Raw genomic sequence first — 19,876 nt, forward strand, 5'->3', positions numbered from 1 at the left:
ATCCGCATTGGACTCCACGCCGGCACCCCGCAAAGGGCGGTGCAGACCCTTAATTGCGAGGGATTTCGCCGCAATCCAGGTCTTGCGTGGAGCAGCTCACGGTCTGGCCGGTGTCAGCCGGGCCGGTTGGCCCTGGACGGCTTCAACCCGTCAGCTGACTCCACACTTTGTCGAGCCGCTTCACGCTCACCGGCTGCGGCGTGCGCAGCTCCTGGGCGAACAGGCTGACCCGCAACTCCTCGAGCTGCCACCGGAAGTCGTCCAGCCGGGCATCCCGCACCCCCTTGAGCTCGGCCAGCCGGCGTGTGTAACGCTGCTCCAGCGGCCTGATCTCGCCCATCAGCTTGGCGTCGCGGGCCGGGTCGGCGCGCAGCTTGTCCAGCCGCGCGGTGACGGCCTTCAGGTAGCGCGGCAGGTGTTGCAACTGGGCCCAGGGCGTGTCGAGCGCGAAGCGCTTGGGCACCAGGCGTTGCAGCTGCGCGGCGATGTCGTCGGACACGTCCTTGGCCGGGCGCGCGTCCTTCAGCTTGCGGGTCGCATGCGCCAGTTCCTGCAGCACGGCGTGCACCGCACGGGCCACCTCCTGCGCGATGAGGTTGAGCCGGCTGCGGCCTTCCTCGATGCGCTTCCTGAAGGAGATCGGGTCGGTCGGCAGCGGGTCGCCCAGGAAGGCACGCTCCAGGGCCACGCCGATGATCTGGTCGCGCAGGTCCTCGGCCGTGCCCAGCGCCATGAACAGCACCGACATGCGCTGCAGGTCGGGGATGTTCTTCTCCAGGAACTTGAGCGGCTCCTTGAGCTGCAACGCGATCAGCCGGCGCAGGCCGGCGCGGTGCTTGGCGGCGGCCACCTCGGGCTCGTCGAACACCTCGATCTCGACATGCGCGCCCTTGTCGATCAGCGCGGGGAAGCCGATCAGCGTCTGGCCGCCCTTGCGCACTTCCAGCAGCTCGGGCAGTTCGCCGAAGGTCCAGTCGGTGTAGGCCTGGCTGGCGTCGCGCGCCGGCTCGGGCTTCTTGACGACCTCGGCCCGCACACCCTTCCCTGCCACCGGCGCGGGTCCCGGCTGGGGTGCTTCGGCGGCCGGCAGCTTCAGCGCCGAGTCATTGGCAGTTGGCAGCCTGAGGGCTGCCAAGGCCTGGAAGGCCGAGCGCGCCTGCCCGCCCAGCTCCGCCTTCAGTGCCGCGAGCTGCCGGCCCTGGCCCAGCTGGCGGCCATGCTCGTCGACGACGCGGAAGTTCATGAACAGGTGCGGCGGCAGCTGCTCCAGCTTGAAGTCGTTGCGCTGCACGGCAAGCTGGCTGCGGTCCTTCACGGCCCTGAGCAGCGTGTCCACCAGCCCCCCCTGGCAGAACGGCTGCAGCTCGACGAACTCGGCGACGAAGTCCGGCAGCGGCGTCAGCCGGGCGCGCGGCTTCTGGTGCAGGCTCTTCAGCAGCGCCGTCACCTTGGCCGCCAGCATGCCGGGCACCAGCCACTCGGCGCGTTCCTCGCTGACCTGGTTGAGCGCAAAGATCGGCACGGTCACCGTCAGGCCGTCGCGCGCGTCGCCGGGCTGGTGCAGGTAGGTCGCAGCGCAGTCCACGCCGCCCAGGCGGATGACCTTGGGAAAGGCCTCGCTGGTGACGCCCGACGCCTCGTGGCGCATCAGCTCGTCCTGGCTGAGCTGCAGCAACTTGTCGTCGCTCTTGCTGGCCTCGCGCCACCACTTCAACAACGTGGCGCCGGAGAACACGTGCGCCGGCAGCTTGTCGTCGTAGAAGGCGTAGATCAGCTCGTCGTCCACCAGCACGTCCTGGCGGCGCGACTTGTGCTCCAGCGCCTCGACCTTGGCGATCTGGCGGCGGTTGTGGCCGATGAAGGGCAGCTGTCTGACGAGGTCTTCCGGCAGCTCGTCGTCGACCAGGCCCTCGCGGATGAAGATCTCGCGCGCCGCCTTCGGGTCCACGCGACCGAAGTTCACGCGCTTGTTGCTGTACAGCACGATGCCGTACAGCGTCGCGCGCTCCAGCGCCACGACCTCGGCGGCCTTCTTCTCCCAGTGCGGCTCCAGCAGCTGGGTCTTGATCAGGTGGCCGGCGATCGGCGGCAGCCACTGCGGCTCGATGTTGGCGATGCCGCGGCCGTACAGGCGCGAGGTGTCCACCAGCTCGGCCGCGACGATCCAGCGGCCCGGCTTCTTGCTCAGGTGTGCGCCGGGGTGGCGGTAGAACTTGATGCCGCGCGCGCCGAGGTACCAGTCCTCGTCGTCGCTCTTCTGGCCAATGTTGCCCAGCAGGCCGGCGAGCATGGAGAGGTGGATCTGCTCGTAGGTCGCGTCGCTCTGGTTCAGACGCCAGCCCAGCTCCGCCACCACCGTGTGCAGCTGCGAATGCACGTCGCGCCACTCGCGCACGCGGCGAGGGCTGACGAAGTTCTCACGCAGCAACTGCTCGTGCTTGCGGCTCGAAATCTTGTGTTCACCGTCACCGCCCCGGCTCTCGCCCAGCCACTTCCACAGCTTCAGGTAGCCCATGAACTCCGACTTCTCGTCGTCGAACTTCTTGTGCTTTTCGTCGGCGGCCTGTGCCTGCTCCTGCGGGCGGTCGCGCACGTCCTGGCCGCTCAGCGCCGATGCGATCACCAGCACCTCCGTCAGCGCGTCGCGAGTGCGCGCCTCCAGGATCATGCGGCCCACGCGCGGGTCCAGCGGCAGCCGCGACAGCTCGCGGCCCAACGGTGTCAGTTCGTTGTTGTCGTCGGTCGCGCCAAGCTCGGCCAGCAGCTGGTAGCCATCGGCGATCGCCTTGGGCCGGGGCGGCTCCAGGAAGGGAAAGCGCTCGACCTCGCCCAGGTGCAGCGCCTTCATGCGCAGGATCACACCCGCCAGCGACGACCGCAGGATCTCCGGGTCGGTGAACTTCGGGCGCTCGTTGAATTCCTTCTCGCTGAACAGGCGTATGCAGATGCCGTTGCTGACCCGCCCGCAGCGGCCCGCGCGCTGGTTGGACGCCGCCTGGCTGACGTTCTCGATCAGCAGCTGCTCGACCTTGTTGCGGTAGCTGTAGCGCTTCACGCGCGCCAGGCCGGGGTCGATGACGTAGCGGATGCCCGGCACCGTCAGCGACGTCTCGGCCACGTTGGTCGCCAGCACGATGCGGCGCTGGCCATGCGGCTCGAACACCTTGTCCTGCTCGGCCTGCGACAGCCGCGCGAACAGCGGCAGCACCTCCACGCCGGGTGGGTGGTGCTTGCGCAGCGCCTCGGCCGCCTCGCGGATCTCCCGTTCGCCAGGCAGGAAGACCAGCACGTCCCCGCCACCCTCGCGCCACAGCTCGTCCACCGCGTCGGTGATGGCGTTGTTCAGGTCGTACTCGCGGCTTTCCTCGAAGGGCCGGTAGCGCTGCTCGACCGGGTACAGCCGGCCGCTCACCATCAGCACCGGCGCCGGGCCCTTGGCCGACTCGAAGTGCTTGGCGAAGCGGTCCGCGTCGATGGTGGCCGACGTGACGACGATCTTCAGATCGGGCCGGCGCGGCAGCAGCTCGCGCAGATAGCCGAGGAGGAAGTCGATGTTGAGGCTGCGCTCGTGGGCCTCGTCGATGATGATGGTGTCGTAGGCGCGCAGCAGCGGGTCGCTCTGCGTCTCGGCCAGCAGGATGCCGTCCGTCATCAGCTTGACCGACGCGGTCTTGGCCAGCCGGTCCTGGAAGCGAACCTTGTAGCCCACCACATCACCCAGCGGCGTCTTCAGCTCCTCGGCGATGCGCTTGGCCACGCTGCTGGCGGCGATGCGCCGGGGCTGCGTGTGACCGATCAGCCCGCCGCCATTGACGCGGCCACGGCCCATCGCCAGCGCGATCTTGGGCAGCTGGGTGGTCTTGCCGGAGCCGGTCTCGCCGCAGACGATGACGACCTGATGCTCGGCCATCGCCTGCATGATTTCGTCACGGCGCGACGAGACCGGCAGCGATTCCGGAAAGGAAATGGAAAGAGCCGGCTGAACCGGCCGGCTCTCAAGGGATTCGGAATTCATTGGGGCTGGATTGTCCCGCAGCCATGGACAATCCGTTCCATGACCGGCCTCGTCTTCCCACACACCTTCGTGCCCTGGTTCCGCTCGGTGGCGCCGTACATCCACGCCTACCGGGGCGAGACCTTCGTCGTCGGCATGCCGGGCGAGCTGGTTGCCGCCGGCAAGCTGAACGCCTTCGTGCAGGACCTGGCCATCCTGCACGCGATGGGCATCAAGATCGTGCTGGTCCACGGCTTCCGCCCGCAAGTCAACGAGCAGCTCATCGCCAAGGGCCAGACGCCCCGCTACAGCCATGGCCGTCGCATCACCGATGCCGTCGCACTCGACTGCGCCCAGGAAGCCGCCGGCCAGCTGCGCTTCGAGATCGAGGCCGCGTTCAGCCAGGGCCTGCCCAACACGCCGATGGCCAACGCGACGGTGCGCGTGTTCTCCGGCAACTTCTTGACCGCCCGCCCGGTCGGCATCGTCGACGGTGTGGACTTCCAGCACTCGGGCCTGGTGCGCAAGGTCGATGCGGCCGCCATCCAGCGCGCCATCGACATCGGCGCCATCGTGCTGCTGTCGCCCTTCGGCTTCTCCCCCACCGGCGAGGCCTTCAACCTGAGCATGGAAGACGTCGCCACGTCGACCGCCATCGCGCTGCAGGCCGACAAGCTGCTGTTCGTCTGCGAAGTGCCCGGCGTGCCCGAAGACCCGACCGACCCGGAAAGCCCCATCGACACCGAGCTGGCGCTGGCAGACGCCGACCGCATGCTCGCCAAGGCGGGCCCGGCGCCCGAGCCGACCGACGTGGCCTTCTACCTGCGCCACTGCGCCGAAGCCTGCCGCGCCGGCGTCGAGCGCACGCACATCATCCCGTTCGCGGTCGACGGCGCGCTGCTGCAGGAGGTCTACACCCACGACGGCATCGGCACCATGGTCGTCGACGAGAAGCTGGAGAGCCTGCGCGAGGCCAGCTCGGACGACGTGGCCGGCATCATCCAGCTCATCGAGCCCTTCGAGCGCGACGGCACGCTGGTCAAGCGCAGCCGCACCGAGATCGAACGCGACATCGAGGCTTACACGGTCATCGAACACGACGGCGTCATCTTCGGCTGCGTGGCCCTGTACCCGTATGTCGAGGCCCGCACTGCCGAAATGGCGGCGCTGACCGTCTCCGCGGAGGTGCAGGGCCAGGGCGATGGCGACCGGCTTCTGAAGAGAATCGAACAACGCGCCAAGGCCATGGGGCTGGACAGCATCTTCGTGCTGACGACGCGCACCATGCACTGGTTCATCAAGCGCGGTTTCCAGCAGGTCGACCCGGAATGGCTGCCGGAGGAACGCAAGCGCAAATACAACTGGGACCGCCGCTCGCAAGTGCTGGTCAAGAGATTCAATTGAGCCGATACCCCCGCCGCGCTAAAGTGCCGGCCGATTTTTCGTTTTTGTGATCCAGGAGAGCCGTCATGCCCCGCATCGTCCAATGCGCCTATCTGAAGAAGGAAGCCGAAGGGCTGGACTTCCCCCCCTACCCGGTGCATACCGAACTCGGCAAACGAGTCTGGGAAAACGTCAGCAAGGAAGCCTGGGCTGCCTGGATGAAGCACCAAACCATGCTGGTCAACGAAAACCGCCTCAACCTCGCCGACCAGCGCGCCCGCCAATACCTGATGCGCCAGGCCGAACAGTTTTTCTTCGGCACGGGTGCCGAAGCGGTGGCGGGCTACGTCCCGCCGGCGAACTGAGCGGAGCTCGGTGAAAAACTTGGGGAGCGCTCATTTGCGCACAGCGCAAGTGATGCGATCACAACAATTCTTCTTCGGCACCAGCGCCGAAGCGGTGGCGGGCTACGCCCCACCACCGGCCTGAAATAACGCCGCCGCCAGCACGTTTCGCGCTGAATACTGCAAGGGCCGGGACGTGCGTCGCCGGCCCTTGCAGTATCTGCACGCCGCAGCGCGCCGTGCGCCGGGCAAGCGCGAAGGCAGCGGGCCGAATAGTCAAATGGCCGCAGCCCAAAGGAAACTCGTCGCAGCCGGCCAACGAAAACTCTTGCATTTACCCCCTCCGTCGCGATTTAATTCAGCCACGGAGATATTCGAGGCATCCCGCCCGAAGCCTCCAAGGCCGCGGCGGCAATGCCGCGCGTCTCCCAGCTCAAATCGCACGAGGAATCGCAGCATGTCCAATCTCAAGGAACTTCTGGCCCAACGCGCCGCGCTGGATGAACAGATCAATCAAACCAAGGAGAGGGAACGCAGCGAGGCCATTGCCAAGGTCAAAACCCTGATGAGCGAATATGGCCTGTCGGTCGCCGACCTCAGCGTGCGCACACCCAAGCCGGCCAAGGTCTCCAAGGTTGCTGCCAAGTATCGCAACCAGGCCACCGGTGAAACCTGGAGCGGCCGCGGCCTGCAACCCAAATGGCTGAAGGCGGCGATCGCCGGCGGTGCCAAGCTGACCGATTTCTCGGTCTAATCCTTCCGCTCAAATCGGCGCGCGTTTCGGCGGGCGCCCCCCACAAATCAGGGCCATCTTCGGGATGGCCCCTTTCGTTTCTGGCGAGGCCGCCGCCTAAACTCGGCCGCATGCCTTTCGTCATGCCGTCCGAACCGCTCGCCGCCGAGTTTTGCGGGGATCGGGTTGCGCGCAAGGGAGACGAAATTCCGGCCGTGGCGACCCGCTTCGCCCGTCCGCCGCAGCCGTGCCGCGTGTCGTTCAATGCACACGGGCTCGGCTGAGCGATGGATCTGCACTCCAGCATCGGCGACACGCCGGAAGCCCGCACCTCCACCAGCCTGGTCGCCGGTCCGCCGCCGTCGACAACGCTGCCGCCCGGCCCGCGGCGCATCCGGCACCGCCAGCAGTGGCGCCGGCTGCGCCGTGTCGGCCTGGGGGCGCTGGCTGGGCTTGGCAGTGGGCTGGTCGCCGCCTGGACGCTGGCGGCCGACGCCCTGCCGCCCACATGGCGGCTGCCCCAACCCCTTAGCGCGGCGCCGGCGACCGATCTGTTCGTTCCGCTGCTGCTGGCCGCCCTGGGCCTGCTCGCGTTGTGGCGGCTCAGCACCTGGGTGCTGCCGCTCGTCATGGCCGGCATGCTGCTGGGCTGCGGGATCGCGCTGGTGGTCGACGCCCGCCTCGGCGCACTGGATCTGCTGGCGTCCGCCCCGCTGCTGAGCGCCCTGGCGCTGCCGCTGCTGGGCGGCGTGCTGAATCGCGGCCTGCTGCGCCGCCTCGCATTGAGCGGGCGGCTCGCCAACCGGCGCGAGATCGCCGGCTTCGCCCTGCTTGCCGGCCTGGTGGCGCCGTTGCTCGCCGGCCTGAGCGCGTTCGCCGTTCTGCTGGCCATCGGCTCCACCCCGGCCGGTGCATGGGCCGGCGCGCTGGGGCTGGCCGGCGCCTGGGCCCTGGGCCTGGTCAGCGCCGGCACCGCCTTGCAAGCCAGCTCGCAGCGCCCACGCCGCGGCGAGCGCTGGGCCGCCCGCATGCTGGCGGTGGCGGCCCTGGCAGCCCAGGCGGGCCTGACCTGGATGCCAGACGCCGCGGCCGCGCTGCTGGCGCCGCACCTGTTGCTCTGCCTTCACGCGCTGCAAGCCTCACCGCGCCACAACGCCCGCCTGGGCGTGGGCCTGCTGGCGCTGTGGGCGCTGTGCACGCCAGCCACGCTTCAGGGTTACGCCGTGGGTGCGCTGCTGGCGCTGCTGCCGCTGGCCGTCATCGCGCTGAGCCGCCATCGGCTGCGCGACCGCGACGGCTGGCGCAGCGCCGTCGACGCGCAAGGCCTGGCCCTGGCCGAGTGGCGCCTGCCCGAGGGCCGCATCCATGCCTCGGCCCGCTGGGTGGCACTGACGACGCCCATCGACCCGCATGCCGAAGCCGGCAGCGGCCCGCTGGACTGGCTGCGCTTGGCCCACCCGCGCGACCGCGAGGCCGCACGGCGCACGCTGCGCGAGTTCCTCGGCGCGCCGGGGCGCAGCCAGCTCGGCCTGTCGCTGCGCCTGGCGGCCGACGGCGGCGACTGGCGCTGGCACGAGCTGCAAGCCCATGTGCCGCAGCGCGACCGCAAGGGCCGCGCGCGTGTCCTCATCACGACGTTGGCCGACATCAGCTGGCGCCACATGGCCGAGGAACGCGAGCGCATGTCGGCCACGCTCTTCCAGCAGGCCATCGAGGGCCTGGCCGTGGTCGACGTGCAATGGCGCATCGTCGAGGTCAACCCGGCCTATTGCGAGATCCTGCACACGTCGCGCGAGAGCCTCATCGGCCGACTGGCCGCGCCGCTCAGCGTCGCCAACCTGCAGCGCAGCGGGCATGACCCGGCCGCGCTGCAGGCCGACGTCAATGCCGGCCTGGCCTGGAGCGGCGAGTTGCAGGCCGAACTGGAGGACGGCGGCCGCCACGTCTTCGCCGCCCGGCTCAGCCCCGTGCCGGAACCCGACGGCGCCGCCCCGCGCTGGCGGCTGCTGGGCATCACCGACCTGGGCGAGAGCCTGCGCCAGCAGGAGCTGCTGCGGCGCAGCCTGCGCTACGACGCCGCGACCGGCCTGCCCAACCGCGACGAGTTCATGCGCCAGATGCCCCATGCCCTCGGCGCCGCCAACCGCGATGGCTTCAAGCTGGTCGTCGCCGTCATCGACCTGGACGATTTCGCGCGCGTCAACGCCGAGCACGGCCAGCTCGTGGCCGATGCCGTGCTGCTGCAGCTCAGCGGCCGGCTGCAGGCCACGCTGCGCGGCGCCCGCGGCGCGTGGCCCGACACCGCCGACCACCTCGCCCGCCTGCACGGCGACGAGTTCGCCGTGCTGATGCGGGTGCAGACGCCTGCGGAGGCCCAGCGCGCGGTCGACCGCCTGCTGTCCGTGCTGTCCATGCCCGTGGCCGTGCGCGAGAGCCGCATCGGCGACGGCCTGGCGCTGGAGATCAGCGCCAGCATGGGCGCCACGCTCTACCCCCAGGACGACGCCGACCCGGAGACGCTGCTGCGCCATGCCGGCCACGCGCTCTACCGCGCCAAGCACGCCGGCCGCGGCCGCATCCAGTTCCACGACCCGACGCTGGACCAGCGCGACGAGGCCGGCCTGATCGCGCTGGCGCGCCTGCAGCAGGCCCTGGACGGCGATGAGCTGCTGCTGCATTACCAGCCGCAGATCGACCTGCGCACCGGTCAGGTCATGGGCGTGGAGGCCTTGCTGCGCTGGCAGCATCCCGAGCGCGGCCTGCTGGCGCCCGCGCACTTCCTGCCGCTGATCGAGAACAGCGGGCTGGCGGTGCAGATCGGCGACTGGGTCATCGAGCGCACGCTGGCGCAGGCCGCGGCGTGGCGGCGCGAGGGCCTCAACGGCGGCCGCGGGCTGCCGGTCAGCGTCAACGTCGGCGCGCGCCAGCTGAGCCGCCACGATTTCCCGCAACGCCTGCAGGAACTCATCCAGCGCCAGCCGCCCGAGATCGCGCACCTGCTGCACCTGGACGTGCTCGAAGCCGATGCGCTGGTCGAGACCGCCGCCACGCAGTCGTTGATCCAGCGCTGCCTGTTCCTCGGCGTCGGCATCGCGCTGGATGACTTCGGCGCCGGCTATTCGCGGCTGTCGTCGCTGAAGCGGCTGCAGGTCGACACCCTCAAGCTGGACCGCAGCTACGTGCAAGGCATGCTGGGCGACGCGCAGGATCTGTCGCTGGTCGAGAGCGTCATCGGCCTGGCCCGCAACATCGGCTGCGCCGTGCTGGCCAAGGGCGTCGAAAGCCGCGCCCACGCCCGCGAGCTGTTGCGCCTGGGCTGCCGCCTCGGCCAGGGCAACGGCATCGCCGCGGCCATGCACCCGATGGCCCTGCCGGGCTGGGCGGAAACCTTCGCCCACAGCGACTGGGTGGGCCAGTTGCGCAGCCCCTCACAGGCGCCTCTTTAAACTGCGCGGGTGATCCCACCCGGCTTTATCCATGACCTGCTCGCCCGCGTCGACATCGTCGAGGTGGTCGGCCGCCATGTCGAGCTGAAGAAGGCGGGCATCAACCACAAGGGGCTGTGCCCCTTCCACGGCGAGAAATCGCCCAGCTTCATCGTCAGCCCCAGCCGCCAGACCTACCACTGCTTCGGCTGCGGCGTGCACGGCAACGCCATCGGCTTCCTGATGGAGCACACCGCGGCGACCTTCGTGGAGGCGGTCGAGGACCTGGCCCAGCAGGTCGGCATGCAGGTGCCTCAAGACGAACGCAGCCCCGAGCAGCGCGAGCGCGCCAAGGCCGAGAAGCAAAAACAGCAGAGCCTGACCGACGTGCTGGCACGCGCGGCGGACTTCTACAAGGCCCAGCTGCGCAAATCACCGCGCGCGGTCGAGTACCTGAAGGGCCGCGGCCTGACGGGGCAGATCGCCGCCCGTTTCGGCCTGGGCTATGCACCGGAAGGCTGGCGGTCGCTGGCCAGCGGTTTCCCGTCCTACGACGACCCGCAGCTGGTCGAGTCGGGCCTGGTCATCACGCCCGACGTCGAGCCGGGCGAGGATGCGAAGCGATATGACCGCTTTCGCGACCGGATCATGTTCCCGATCCGCAACGTGCAGGGCGAGGTCATCGGCTTCGGCGGCCGCGTGCTCGACAAGGGCGAGCCCAAGTACCTGAACTCACCCGAGACACCGGTCTTCAGCAAGGGCCGGGAGCTGTACGGGCTGTTCGAGGGCCGCCAGGCGATGCGCCAGCGCGGCTATGCGCTGGTCGTCGAGGGCTACATGGACGTCGTCGCACTGGCCCAGCATGGCTTCGGCAATGCCGTCGCGACGCTGGGCACGGCCTGCACCGCCGAGCATGTGCACAAGCTGTTCCGCTTCACCGAATCGGTCGTCTTCAGCTTCGACGGCGATGCCGCCGGCCGCCGCGCCGCCGTGCGTGCGCTGGAAGCCGCCCTGCCCCATGCCACCGAGACGCGCACCGTCAAGTTCCTCTTCCTGCCGACCGAGCACGACCCGGACTCCTACGTCCGCGAGCTGGGCGCCGACGCCTTCGAGCGCTGCGTCGAAACCGCCGTGCCGCTGTCGCGCCAGCTGACCAACGTGGCCGCCGACGGCTGCGACCTCGGCACCCCGGAAGGCCGGGCTCGCATGCTCAACCAGGCCCGGCCGTTGTGGGCGCTGCTGCCCGAGGGCCTGCTGCGCCGCCAGCTGCTGGGCGAGATCGCGCGCCAGGGGCAATTGCCCGAGGCCGAACTGCAGTCGCTGTGGCTGGGCGAGCCCGCCGCCGCACCGGCCGCGGCTGCGCCCGCCGCACCCAAAGAGCGGCCGCGCTGGCAGCCCAAGGCCGAATGGAAGGGCAGCAAGGGCGACTGGAAAGGCAAGCGGCGCGACGAGGAGCCCCGCCCTGTCGGCCCGCGGGCGGCGCCGTCGACGCCCACCGACAATGCCGTGCGCCTGCTGCTTCAGCACAACGAGCTGTGGGAAACGCTCACCGACGAGGATCGGGGCTTGTTGCACGAATTGCCCGGCGTGCACGGCGAACTGGTCCACTGGCTGGAACGCCAGCTGACCCATCACGGCGTGACGCCCTGGGCCGCAGTGGAAGCCGGGCTGGCCGCGGCAGGGCTGGCCGGCGCCGCTGCGCAGGTCATGCGCTCGGCCCGCGAGCTGGGCGCCGAGGCCGACCCCGCCCAGGAGCTTGCCGCGCTGCTGGTGAATCTTTGGATCGCCCAGATCGAGGCCGAGATCGCGGCGCTTCTGGCCCAGTCGCCGCTGAACGATGCCGATTTGCTCCGCTACCGCCAGCTGCGCACCCGGGCCGACGCCCTCAAGGGACGACCGGGCGCCAAAGCAGCCTGAAGGGATTTCCTGAAGCCGATTTTTGACCTCTCGATGAAACTGGCAGATAATCTGCCGTTTTCCGCGCGCGTCAACAAGAGTGACGGCAGAGAGATGCCGGACCCGGCCACCCAGCGACACTGGGCAACTCGTTCAAGAGTTTTGATGGCCAAAACATCCGCCAGCTCTGCATACCAAACGATCACGCCAGCTTGTTCGCGCCACGCCAGGGTCCCTCGCTCGAATTTGGAGTGATACCCGGTGACGAAAGCCACCGCCCCCAAGCCCCGCCGGTTTTTGCAATCGAGCCCGGGCTGGCCGCGGTGGCTGCTGCATTTCTGAATTGACCGCGCAAACCCTCGAAGGACCTGCATGACCGCCAAGAAGACCGCGACCGCGACCAAGGCAAGCCCCGCTCCGACCGAAGAGCTCAAGAAGAAGACCGCCGTGAAGGCTGCAGCCGAAGCGCCCGCCAAGACCGCCAAGGCGGCGGCCAAGCCGGCCGCGAAGACGGCCAAGGCGGCCGTGGCCGAGGACGACAAGCCCAAGCGCGGTCGCAAGCCCAAGGCCGAGACCGAGTCCAAGAAGGGCGGCAAGAAGGACGTCGAGGAAGACGTCGACCTGTCCGACGTCGACGCCGAACTGGAGGGCGAGGAGCCCGAAGTCGAGGAGGTGGCCGCGGTCGAAGAGGAAACCGTCAAGGCCAAGCCGCTGCGGATGAAGGTCAGCCGCGCCAAGGAGCGCGCACTGATGCGCGAGTTCGGCCTGGAAGAAACGGCGCTGACCGAAGAGGAAGCCCTCAAGCGCCGCACCGAGCTGAAGACCCTCATCAAGATGGGCAAGACGCGCGGTTTCCTGACGCACCAGGAAATCAACGACCACTTGCCCGAGAAGCTGGTCAGCGAGGAAATCCTCGAGGCCATCATCTCCATGCTCAACGACATGGGCATCGCGGTCTACGAGCAGGCGCCCGACGCCGCCACCCTGCTGATCCAGGGCAACACGACCGCCACGTCGACCGAGGAAGAAGCCGAAGAAGCCGCGGAAGCCGCGCTGTCGACGGTGGACTCGGAGTTCGGCCGCACGACCGACCCGGTGCGCATGTACATGCGCGAAATGGGCACCGTCGAGCTGCTGACGCGTGAAGGCGAAATCGAGATCGCCAAGCGCATCGAAGGTGGCCTGCAGGCCATGATGCTGGCGATCTCGGCCTCGCCGACGACCATCGCCCACATCCTTGAGTTCGCGACCAAGATCCGCGCCGGCGAGATGCAGATCTCCGACGTCGTCGACGGCTTCGTGGCCGAGGACGAGGCCGACGACTACGTGGCCGAGGAGGACTTCGACGAGTTCGACGAGGAAGACGACGACGACGGCAACGGCGGCTCCAAGGCGCTGACCAAGAAGCTCGAAGAGCTGAAGAACGCCGCGCTGGTGAAGCTTGACTCGATGTCCGCCGCCTTCGACAAGATGCGCAAGGCCTTCGAGAAGGAAGGCTACAAGTCGCCGGCCTACAACAAGGCCCAGCAGGCGATCAGCGCCGAGCTGATGACCATCCGCTTCACCGTCAAGACGATCGAGAAGCTGTGCGACATCCTGCGCAGCCAGGTGGACGACGTGCGCCGCTACGAGCGCGAGCTGCGCAAGATCGTGGTGGACAAGTGCGGCATGCCGCAGGAACACTTCATCAAGACCTTCCCGCCCAACGCGCTGAACCTGAAGTGGGCCGAGAAGGAAGTCGCCGCCGGCAAGCCGTACAGCGCCATCCTGGCGCGCAACCTGCCGCCCGTGCAGGAGCTGCAGCAGAAGCTGACCGACATCCAGGCCAAGGCCGTGGTGCCGCTGGACGACCTGAAGGACATCAACAAGAAGATGAACGAGGGCGAGAAGGCCTCTCGTGACGCGAAGAAGGAAATGATCGAGGCCAACCTGCGCCTCGTGATCTCCATCGCCAAGAAGTACACCAACCGCGGCCTGCAGTTCCTGGACCTGATCCAGGAAGGCAACATCGGCCTGATGAAGGCGGTGGACAAGTTCGAATACCGTCGCGGCTACAAGTTCTCGACCTATGCGACGTGGTGGATTCGCCAGGCCATCACGAGGAGCATTGCCGACCAGGCCCGCACCATCCGCATCCCGGTTCACATGATCGAGACGATCAACAAGATGAACCGCATCTCGCGCCAGCACTTGCAGGAGTTCGGCTTCGAGCCGGACGCGCCGACGCTGGCCGAGAAGATGGAGATCCCGGAAGACAAGATCCGCAAGATCATGAAGATCGCCAAGGAGCCGATCTCCATGGAGACGCCGATCGGCGACGACGACGACAGCCATCTGGGCGACTTCATCGAGGACACCAACAACACGGCGCCCATCGAGGCGGCGATGCAGGCCGGCCTGCGCGACGTGGTGAAGGACATCCTCGACTCGCTGACGCCGCGCGAAGCCAAGGTGCTGCGCATGCGCTTCGGCATCGAGATGCAGAGCGACCACACGCTGGAGGAAGTCGGCAAGCAGTTCGACGTGACCCGCGAGCGCATCCGCCAGATCGAGGCCAAGGCGATCCGCAAGCTGAAGCACCCGAGCCGTTCGGACAAACTCCGCACGTACTTGGACAACCTGTAAAGGTTGGACAAGGACGTGGCCGCCGAAGGCGGTGCGGGCTGCACTGCAGCCCGCACGGAGTTTGCGCCATGGCTCGCGCAGCGAGGCGTGGCACAAGCTGCGCGCGAACCGATACAGAGGCCGGCTCAACCCGGCCTTTTTTACGCCGATAAACTTCTGACATGACCGCGATCCGCGAGCGCACCGTCCTCTTTGCCGACCTGCGCGGCAGCACCGGCCTCTACGAGTCCCTCGGCAATGCCGAGGCCAGCGCCATGGTCACGCAGACCGTCGGGCAGATCAGCGAGGCCGTGCTGGAAGGCGGCGGCCAGCTCATCAAGACGCTGGGCGACGGCCTGATGGCCGCCTTCGAGGCGCCGCGCGACGGCGTGCGCGCCGCGCAGCGCATGCAGGAGATGCTGGAACGCACCGTGCAGCGAGCCCGCCGCCAGAGCAACCCGGCCATGCTGGCCCTGCGCCTGCAGGTGGCGCTGGCGCGTGGCGAGGTGGTGGAACTCAACGGCGATTGCTTCGGCGACGCCGTCAATGTCGCGGCCCGCTTGATCGACCATGCCGGCGACGGCGAGATCCTCATCACCGCCGAGGTGCTGGCCGGGCTGCACCACGCGTCCAAGGGGCGCTTTCGCAGCCTGGACCGCATCTCCGTGCGCGGCCGCGTCGAGCCGGTGCATGTCTACCGCATGGACGCCGCGCCGCTCGTCGGCGCGGACGCCACGGCGACGCAGTTCGGCGAGCCGATGCGCTCGGTCGAACCCGACGGCATGCGCCTGATCTGGCAAGACCTGGACCGCGTGTTCGACATCGACGCCATGCCCATCGTGCTGGGCCGCAGCGTGCAGGCCACCTACTGCATCACCGACGCTCGCGTATCGCGCTCGCATGCCCGCATCGACTGGCAAGGCAGCAGCTTCGAGCTGACGGACCTCTCATACAACGGCACCTATGTGCGCTTCGGCGATTCGGGCGAGTTGCTGAGCCTCAAGCGCGGCAGTTGCACGCTGCATGGCTCGGGCGTCATTGGCCTGGGCGGGCTGCCGACGGACGAGCAATCGCCGATCGTGCGGTTCGAGGTGCTGCACTTCGCCGACACCGAGCCGCAGCCCTTCGGCGGCCCGCGCTCCCGCCGCTAGGAATGGAGCCCCTCGTCCAAGGAGTACCTTGGCCGGTCCCCGACAGGGACGGCAATGCCGGCCAGGTTGACTGGCAAGCACATCGCCATCCCGGGCCGGCTTGGGAGCAGCCCGGCGCTCGGCCCGCAAATCTCAGGCACCGCCGCTGACATGCCCTTTCTTCCCGAACCGCCGCATCGCCACGGCGCCGCGCCCGCTGGCCCGGACACCGCCGTGCTGCTGTGCAACCTCGGCACGCCCGACGCCCCCACGGCCGCGGCCTTGCGCCGCTACCTGGCCCAGTTCCTGGCCGACCCACGCGTCGTCGAGATCCCCAAGCTGGTCTGGCTGGCCATCCTGCACGGCATCATCCTGCGCGTGCGGCCGGCCAAGTCGGCCGCCAAGTACGCCACCGTCTGGACGCCCGACGGTTCGCCGCTGAAGGTGTGGACCGAGAAACAGGCCAAGCTGTTGCAGGGCTACCTCGGCGAGCGCGGGCTGCGCGTGCGCGTGGCCATGGCCATGCGCTATGGCCAGCCGGCCATAGCCGCGACGCTGGATGCGCTCAAGCGCGAAGGCGTGCGCCGCGTGCTGGTGCTGCCGGCCTACCCGCAGTACTCCGGCGCGACGACGGCCAGCGTCATCGACGACGTGGCGCGCTGGGCGCTCCAGACCCGCCACCTGCCGGAACTGCGCTTCATCAACCGCTATCACGACGACACGGGCCACATCGCCGCCCTCGCCCAGAGCGTGCGTGAACACTGGCAGCGCGAAGGGCGCGGCGACAAGCTGGTCATGAGCTTCCACGGCATGCCCGAGCGCACGCTGCACCTGGGCGATCCCTATCACTGCGAATGTCTGAAGACCGGCCGCCTGCTGGCCGAGGCGCTGGGCCTGAAGGACGGCGAGTGGCTCGTCACCTTCCAGAGCCGCTTCGGCAAGGCCAAGTGGCTCACGCCCTATACCGAACCCAGCCTCGTCAAGCTCGCCCAGGGCGGCCTGAAGAGCGTCGACGTCATCTGCCCCGGCTTCGCGGCCGACTGCCTGGAGACGCTGGAAGAAATCAACCAGGAAGCGCGCGCCGCCTTCCTGGGTGCGGGCGGGCCGCGTTTCGGCTACATCCCCTGCCTGAACGACCACCCGGCTGGCATGCGCGCCCTCGCGGCCCTCGCCGAACGCCATCTGCAGGGCTGGCCGACGGACGCGCCCCACCCCGACACGCTGGCGCTGCAACGCCAGCGTGCCATGGCAGCGGGTGCGAAGGAATGAGCGAGGCCCCGGCCAGCATGCGGCTGGATAAATGGCTGTGGGCCGCGCGCTTCTACAAGACCCGCGCGCTGGCCGTCGAGGCGATCAACCTCGGCCGCGTTCGCGTCGGCGGCCAACCGGTCAAGCCGGCGCGGGATGTGAAGGTGGGCGACGTGTTGAGCATTCGCGTCGGTACGCTGGCGCGCGAGGTCTCGGTCCTCGGCCTGTCCAACCAGCGCGGGCCGGCACCCCAGGCCCAGGCGCTCTATGCCGAGACCCAGGCCAGCATCACCGCCCGCGAGGCCGCCGCCGAGGCGCGCCGCCTGGCCCCGGAGCCGGCGGACAGCATCGAGCAGGGCCGCCCCACCAAGCAGGATCGCCGCCGTCTGGCCGAGTGGGACCGCTGGTCGGCGTCGCTCGACGATGAAGACCCGGGTTGACCCGGATAATTCGTTTCCCAATCCCCCTCTTGAAACCGGGACATCGCGCCCCACGTCGACGCGATCCTGCCCATTCATGCCATGACGACCGAAAACTCCCTGCCCCCTGATGCGGCCGGCGCCACCGAGCCCACGGCCGCCGAACTGAACCCCGAAAACAAGATCGCCGAGCTGGAAGGCCGCCTTGCCGAGATGAGCGACGCCTACCTGCGCGCCAAGGCCGAGGTCGAGAACGTGCGCCGCCGTGCCGATGAAGACATCGCCAAGGCCCGCAAGTTCGCGGTCGAGAGCTTTGCCGAAGCCATGCTGCCGGTGATGGACAGCATGGAGGCGGCCATCGCGACGCCCGACGCCAAGGTCGAGACGGTGCTGGAAGGCGTGCACGCCACGCGCCGCCAGCTGGCCAGCGCGCTGGAGCGCAACAAGGTGGTCGAGATCAACCCGTCCGCCGGCACCAAGTTCGACCCGCACCAGCACCAGGCCATCTCCGTGGTGCCGGCCGAGCAGGACGCCAACACCGTGGTCACGGTGCTGCAGAAGGGCTTCCTGATCGCCGACCGCGTGCTGCGGCCCGCGCTCGTGACGGTTGCCGCGCCGAAGTAATGCACATGGCGCCGCGCCCTTGAAACGGCGCCAGTTATCCACAACTCGAACACATCCAACAAATTCTTCAGGAGTTCCAAATGGGAAAGATCATCGGCATTGACCTGGGCACCACGAACTCGTGCGTGGCCGTCATGGAAGGCAACACCACCCGCGTCATCGAGAACGCCGAGGGTGCCCGCACCACGCCGTCCATCATTGCCTACCAGGAAGACGGCGAGATCCTCGTCGGCGCCTCGGCCAAGCGCCAGTCGGTGACCAACCCGAAGAACACGCTGTACGCCGTCAAGCGCCTGATCGGCCGCAAGTTCTCCGAGAAGGAAGTGCAGAAGGACATCGACCTGATGCCCTACACCATCGCCGCCGCCGACAACGGCGACGCCTGGGTGGAAGTGCGCGGCAAGAAGTTCGCGCCGCCCCAGGTCTCGGCCGAAGTGCTGCGCAAGATGAAGAAGACCGCCGAGGACTACCTCGGCGAGGAAGTGACCGAGGCCGTCATCACGGTGCCGGCCTACTTCAACGACGCCCAGCGCCAGGCGACCAAGGACGCCGGTCGCATCGCCGGCTTGGACGTCAAGCGCATCATCAACGAGCCCACCGCTGCGGCGCTGGCCTTCGGCCTGGACAAGCACGGCAAGGGCGACCGCAAGATCGCCGTCTATGACCTCGGCGGCGGCACGTTCGACGTGTCCATCATCGAGATCGCCGACGTCGACGGCGAGATGCAGTTCGAAGTGCTGTCGACCAACGGCGACACCTTCCTGGGCGGCGAGGACTTCGACCAGCGCATCATCGACTACATCATTGCCGAGTTCAAAAAGGACCAGGGCGTCGACCTGACCAAGGACGTGCTGGCCCTGCAGCGCCTGAAGGAAGCCGCCGAGAAGGCCAAGATCGAGCTGTCCAACTCGTCGCAGACCGACGTCAACCTGCCCTACATCACGGCAGACGCGACCGGCCCCAAGCACCTGAACGTCAAGCTGACCCGCGCCAAGCTGGAGTCGCTGGTGGACGAGCTGATCGAGCGCACCATCGCCCCCTGCCGCACGGCCGTCAAGGACGCCGGCGTGGCGCTCTCCGACATCGACGACGTCATCCTGGTCGGCGGCATGACCCGCATGCCCAAGGTGCAGGACAAGGTCAAGGAGTTCTTCGGCAAGGAGCCGCGCCGTGACGTGAACCCCGACGAGGCCGTGGCCGTCGGTGCTGCCATCCAGGGCCAGGTCCTGGGCGGCGAGCGCAAGGACGTCCTGCTGCTGGACGTCACACCGCTTTCCCTGGGCATCGAGACCCTGGGCGGCGTGATGACGAAGATGATCAAGAAGAACACGACCATCCCGACCAAGTTCAGCCAGACCTTCTCCACCGCCGACGACAACCAGCCGGCCGTGACGATCAAGGTCTACCAGGGCGAGCGCGAGCTGGCCCAGGCCAACAAGTCGCTGGGCGAGTTCAACCTCGAAGGCATCCCGCCGGCACCGCGCGGCGTGCCGCAGATCGAGGTCAGCTTTGACATCGACGCCAACGGCATCCTGCACGTCGGCGCCAAGGACAAGGGCACCGGCAAGGAAAACAAGATCACCATCAAGGCCAACTCGGGCCTGAGCGAGGCCGAGATCGAGAAGATGGTGAAGGACGCCGAGGCCAACGCGGCCGAGGACAAGAAGAAGGTCGAGCTGGTGCAGGCCCGCAACCAGGCCGACGGCATGGTGCATAGCGTGCGCAAGTCGCTCTCCGAGCACGGCGACAAGCTGGAGGCCGACGAGAAGGAGAAGATCGAAGCCGCCGCCAAGGACCTGGAAGAAGCGATCAAGGGCGACGACCAGGCCGCCATCGAGGCCAAGACCGAGGCGCTGATGACCGCCAGCCAGAAGCTGGGCGAAAAGATCTACGCCGACCAGCAAGGCGCCCAGGCCGCTGCCGCAGCGGCGGCAGGAGCCGGGGGTGCCGAGCAGCCCCAGGCGGCGCCGCAAGGCGAAGCCAAGCGCCCGGCCGATGACAACGTCGTGGATGCCGAGTTCAAGGAAGTCAAGGACAGCAAGTAAGTCCTCCATGACCCCAGCCCGGGACCGCATC

14 protein-coding genes are annotated in these 19,876 nt (G+C 68.3%); 12 read left to right on the plus strand and 2 right to left on the minus strand.

Annotated elements, in window-relative coordinates; translation table 11 throughout:
* Nucleotides 1–142: 142 nt before the first annotated feature.
* Entirely contained in the window at nucleotides 143–4,015 is a 3,873-nt protein-coding gene (gene hrpA, locus ASD35_RS05145; protein ID WP_056873818.1) for an ATP-dependent RNA helicase HrpA, read from the minus strand.
* 39 nt (nucleotides 4,016–4,054) lie between these two features.
* Between hrpA and argA the strand changes: the two genes are divergently transcribed.
* The gene (gene argA, locus ASD35_RS05150) at nucleotides 4,055–5,398 is read left to right on the plus strand and encodes an amino-acid N-acetyltransferase (protein WP_056873819.1); all 1,344 of its coding nucleotides are present in this window, start codon (nucleotides 4,055–4,057) and stop codon (nucleotides 5,396–5,398) included.
* A 65-nt stretch (nucleotides 5,399–5,463) separates the two neighbouring features.
* On the plus strand, nucleotides 5,464–5,742 hold the full coding sequence (locus ASD35_RS05155) for an oxidative damage protection protein (protein ID WP_056873820.1): 279 nt from the start codon (nucleotides 5,464–5,466) through the stop codon (nucleotides 5,740–5,742).
* Nucleotides 5,743–5,800: 58 nt separating this feature from the next.
* Here ASD35_RS05155 and ASD35_RS27015 read toward each other — a convergent pair whose 3' ends face one another.
* On the minus strand, nucleotides 5,801–6,055 hold the full coding sequence (locus ASD35_RS27015) for a hypothetical protein (protein ID WP_157275388.1): 255 nt from the start codon (nucleotides 6,053–6,055) through the stop codon (nucleotides 5,801–5,803).
* 123 nt (nucleotides 6,056–6,178) lie between these two features.
* On the opposite strand from ASD35_RS27015, the gene ASD35_RS05160 reads away from it, so the two are divergent.
* The 10 genes from ASD35_RS05160 to dnaK all read left to right on the plus strand — a co-directional run bounded on the left by ASD35_RS05160 (nucleotide 6,179) and on the right by dnaK (nucleotide 19,845).
* Nucleotides 6,179–6,475, plus strand: coding sequence for an H-NS family nucleoid-associated regulatory protein (locus ASD35_RS05160; RefSeq protein ID WP_056873821.1), 297 nt, complete (start codon nucleotides 6,179–6,181; stop codon nucleotides 6,473–6,475).
* Between the two features lie 110 nt (nucleotides 6,476–6,585).
* The gene (locus tag ASD35_RS27020) at nucleotides 6,586–6,738 is read left to right on the plus strand and encodes a hypothetical protein (RefSeq protein WP_157275389.1); all 153 of its coding nucleotides are present in this window, start codon (nucleotides 6,586–6,588) and stop codon (nucleotides 6,736–6,738) included.
* Nucleotides 6,739–6,741: 3 nt separating this feature from the next.
* The gene (locus ASD35_RS05165) at nucleotides 6,742–9,900 is read left to right on the plus strand and encodes a bifunctional diguanylate cyclase/phosphodiesterase (protein ID WP_056873822.1); all 3,159 of its coding nucleotides are present in this window, start codon (nucleotides 6,742–6,744) and stop codon (nucleotides 9,898–9,900) included.
* A gap of 9 nt (nucleotides 9,901–9,909) precedes the next feature.
* Complete coding sequence (gene dnaG / locus ASD35_RS05170) at nucleotides 9,910–11,796, plus strand: DNA primase (RefSeq protein ID WP_056873823.1); 1,887 nt, start codon at nucleotides 9,910–9,912, stop codon at nucleotides 11,794–11,796.
* Nucleotides 11,797–12,147: 351 nt separating this feature from the next.
* Nucleotides 12,148–14,400, plus strand: a complete 2,253-nt coding sequence (rpoD, locus tag ASD35_RS05175) for an RNA polymerase sigma factor RpoD (protein ID WP_056873824.1) — start codon at nucleotides 12,148–12,150, stop codon at nucleotides 14,398–14,400.
* Between the two features lie 161 nt (nucleotides 14,401–14,561).
* Nucleotides 14,562–15,530, plus strand: a complete 969-nt coding sequence (locus tag ASD35_RS05180; RefSeq protein WP_056873825.1) for an adenylate/guanylate cyclase domain-containing protein — start codon at nucleotides 14,562–14,564, stop codon at nucleotides 15,528–15,530.
* Nucleotides 15,531–15,680: 150 nt separating this feature from the next.
* Nucleotides 15,681–16,778, plus strand: coding sequence for a ferrochelatase (gene hemH / locus ASD35_RS05185; RefSeq protein WP_056873826.1), 1,098 nt, complete (start codon nucleotides 15,681–15,683; stop codon nucleotides 16,776–16,778).
* Nucleotides 16,775–17,197 (plus strand): RNA-binding S4 domain-containing protein, encoded by a 423-nt coding sequence (locus ASD35_RS05190; protein WP_056873827.1) that lies wholly within the window; start codon nucleotides 16,775–16,777, stop codon nucleotides 17,195–17,197. The genes hemH and ASD35_RS05190 overlap by 4 nt, the downstream gene beginning before the upstream one ends.
* A gap of 81 nt (nucleotides 17,198–17,278) precedes the next feature.
* Nucleotides 17,279–17,800: a nucleotide exchange factor GrpE gene (gene grpE / locus ASD35_RS05195; RefSeq protein WP_056873828.1), complete on the plus strand. Its 522-nt coding sequence runs from the start codon at nucleotides 17,279–17,281 to the stop codon at nucleotides 17,798–17,800.
* A gap of 62 nt (nucleotides 17,801–17,862) precedes the next feature.
* On the plus strand, nucleotides 17,863–19,845 hold the full coding sequence (dnaK, locus tag ASD35_RS05200; protein WP_255354508.1) for a molecular chaperone DnaK: 1,983 nt from the start codon (nucleotides 17,863–17,865) through the stop codon (nucleotides 19,843–19,845).
* Nucleotides 19,846–19,876: the final 31 nt, after the last annotated feature.

The sequence above is a fragment of the Pelomonas sp. Root1444 genome, from assembly GCF_001426885.1.
Lineage (GTDB): Bacteria > Pseudomonadota > Gammaproteobacteria > Burkholderiales > Burkholderiaceae_C > Pelomonas.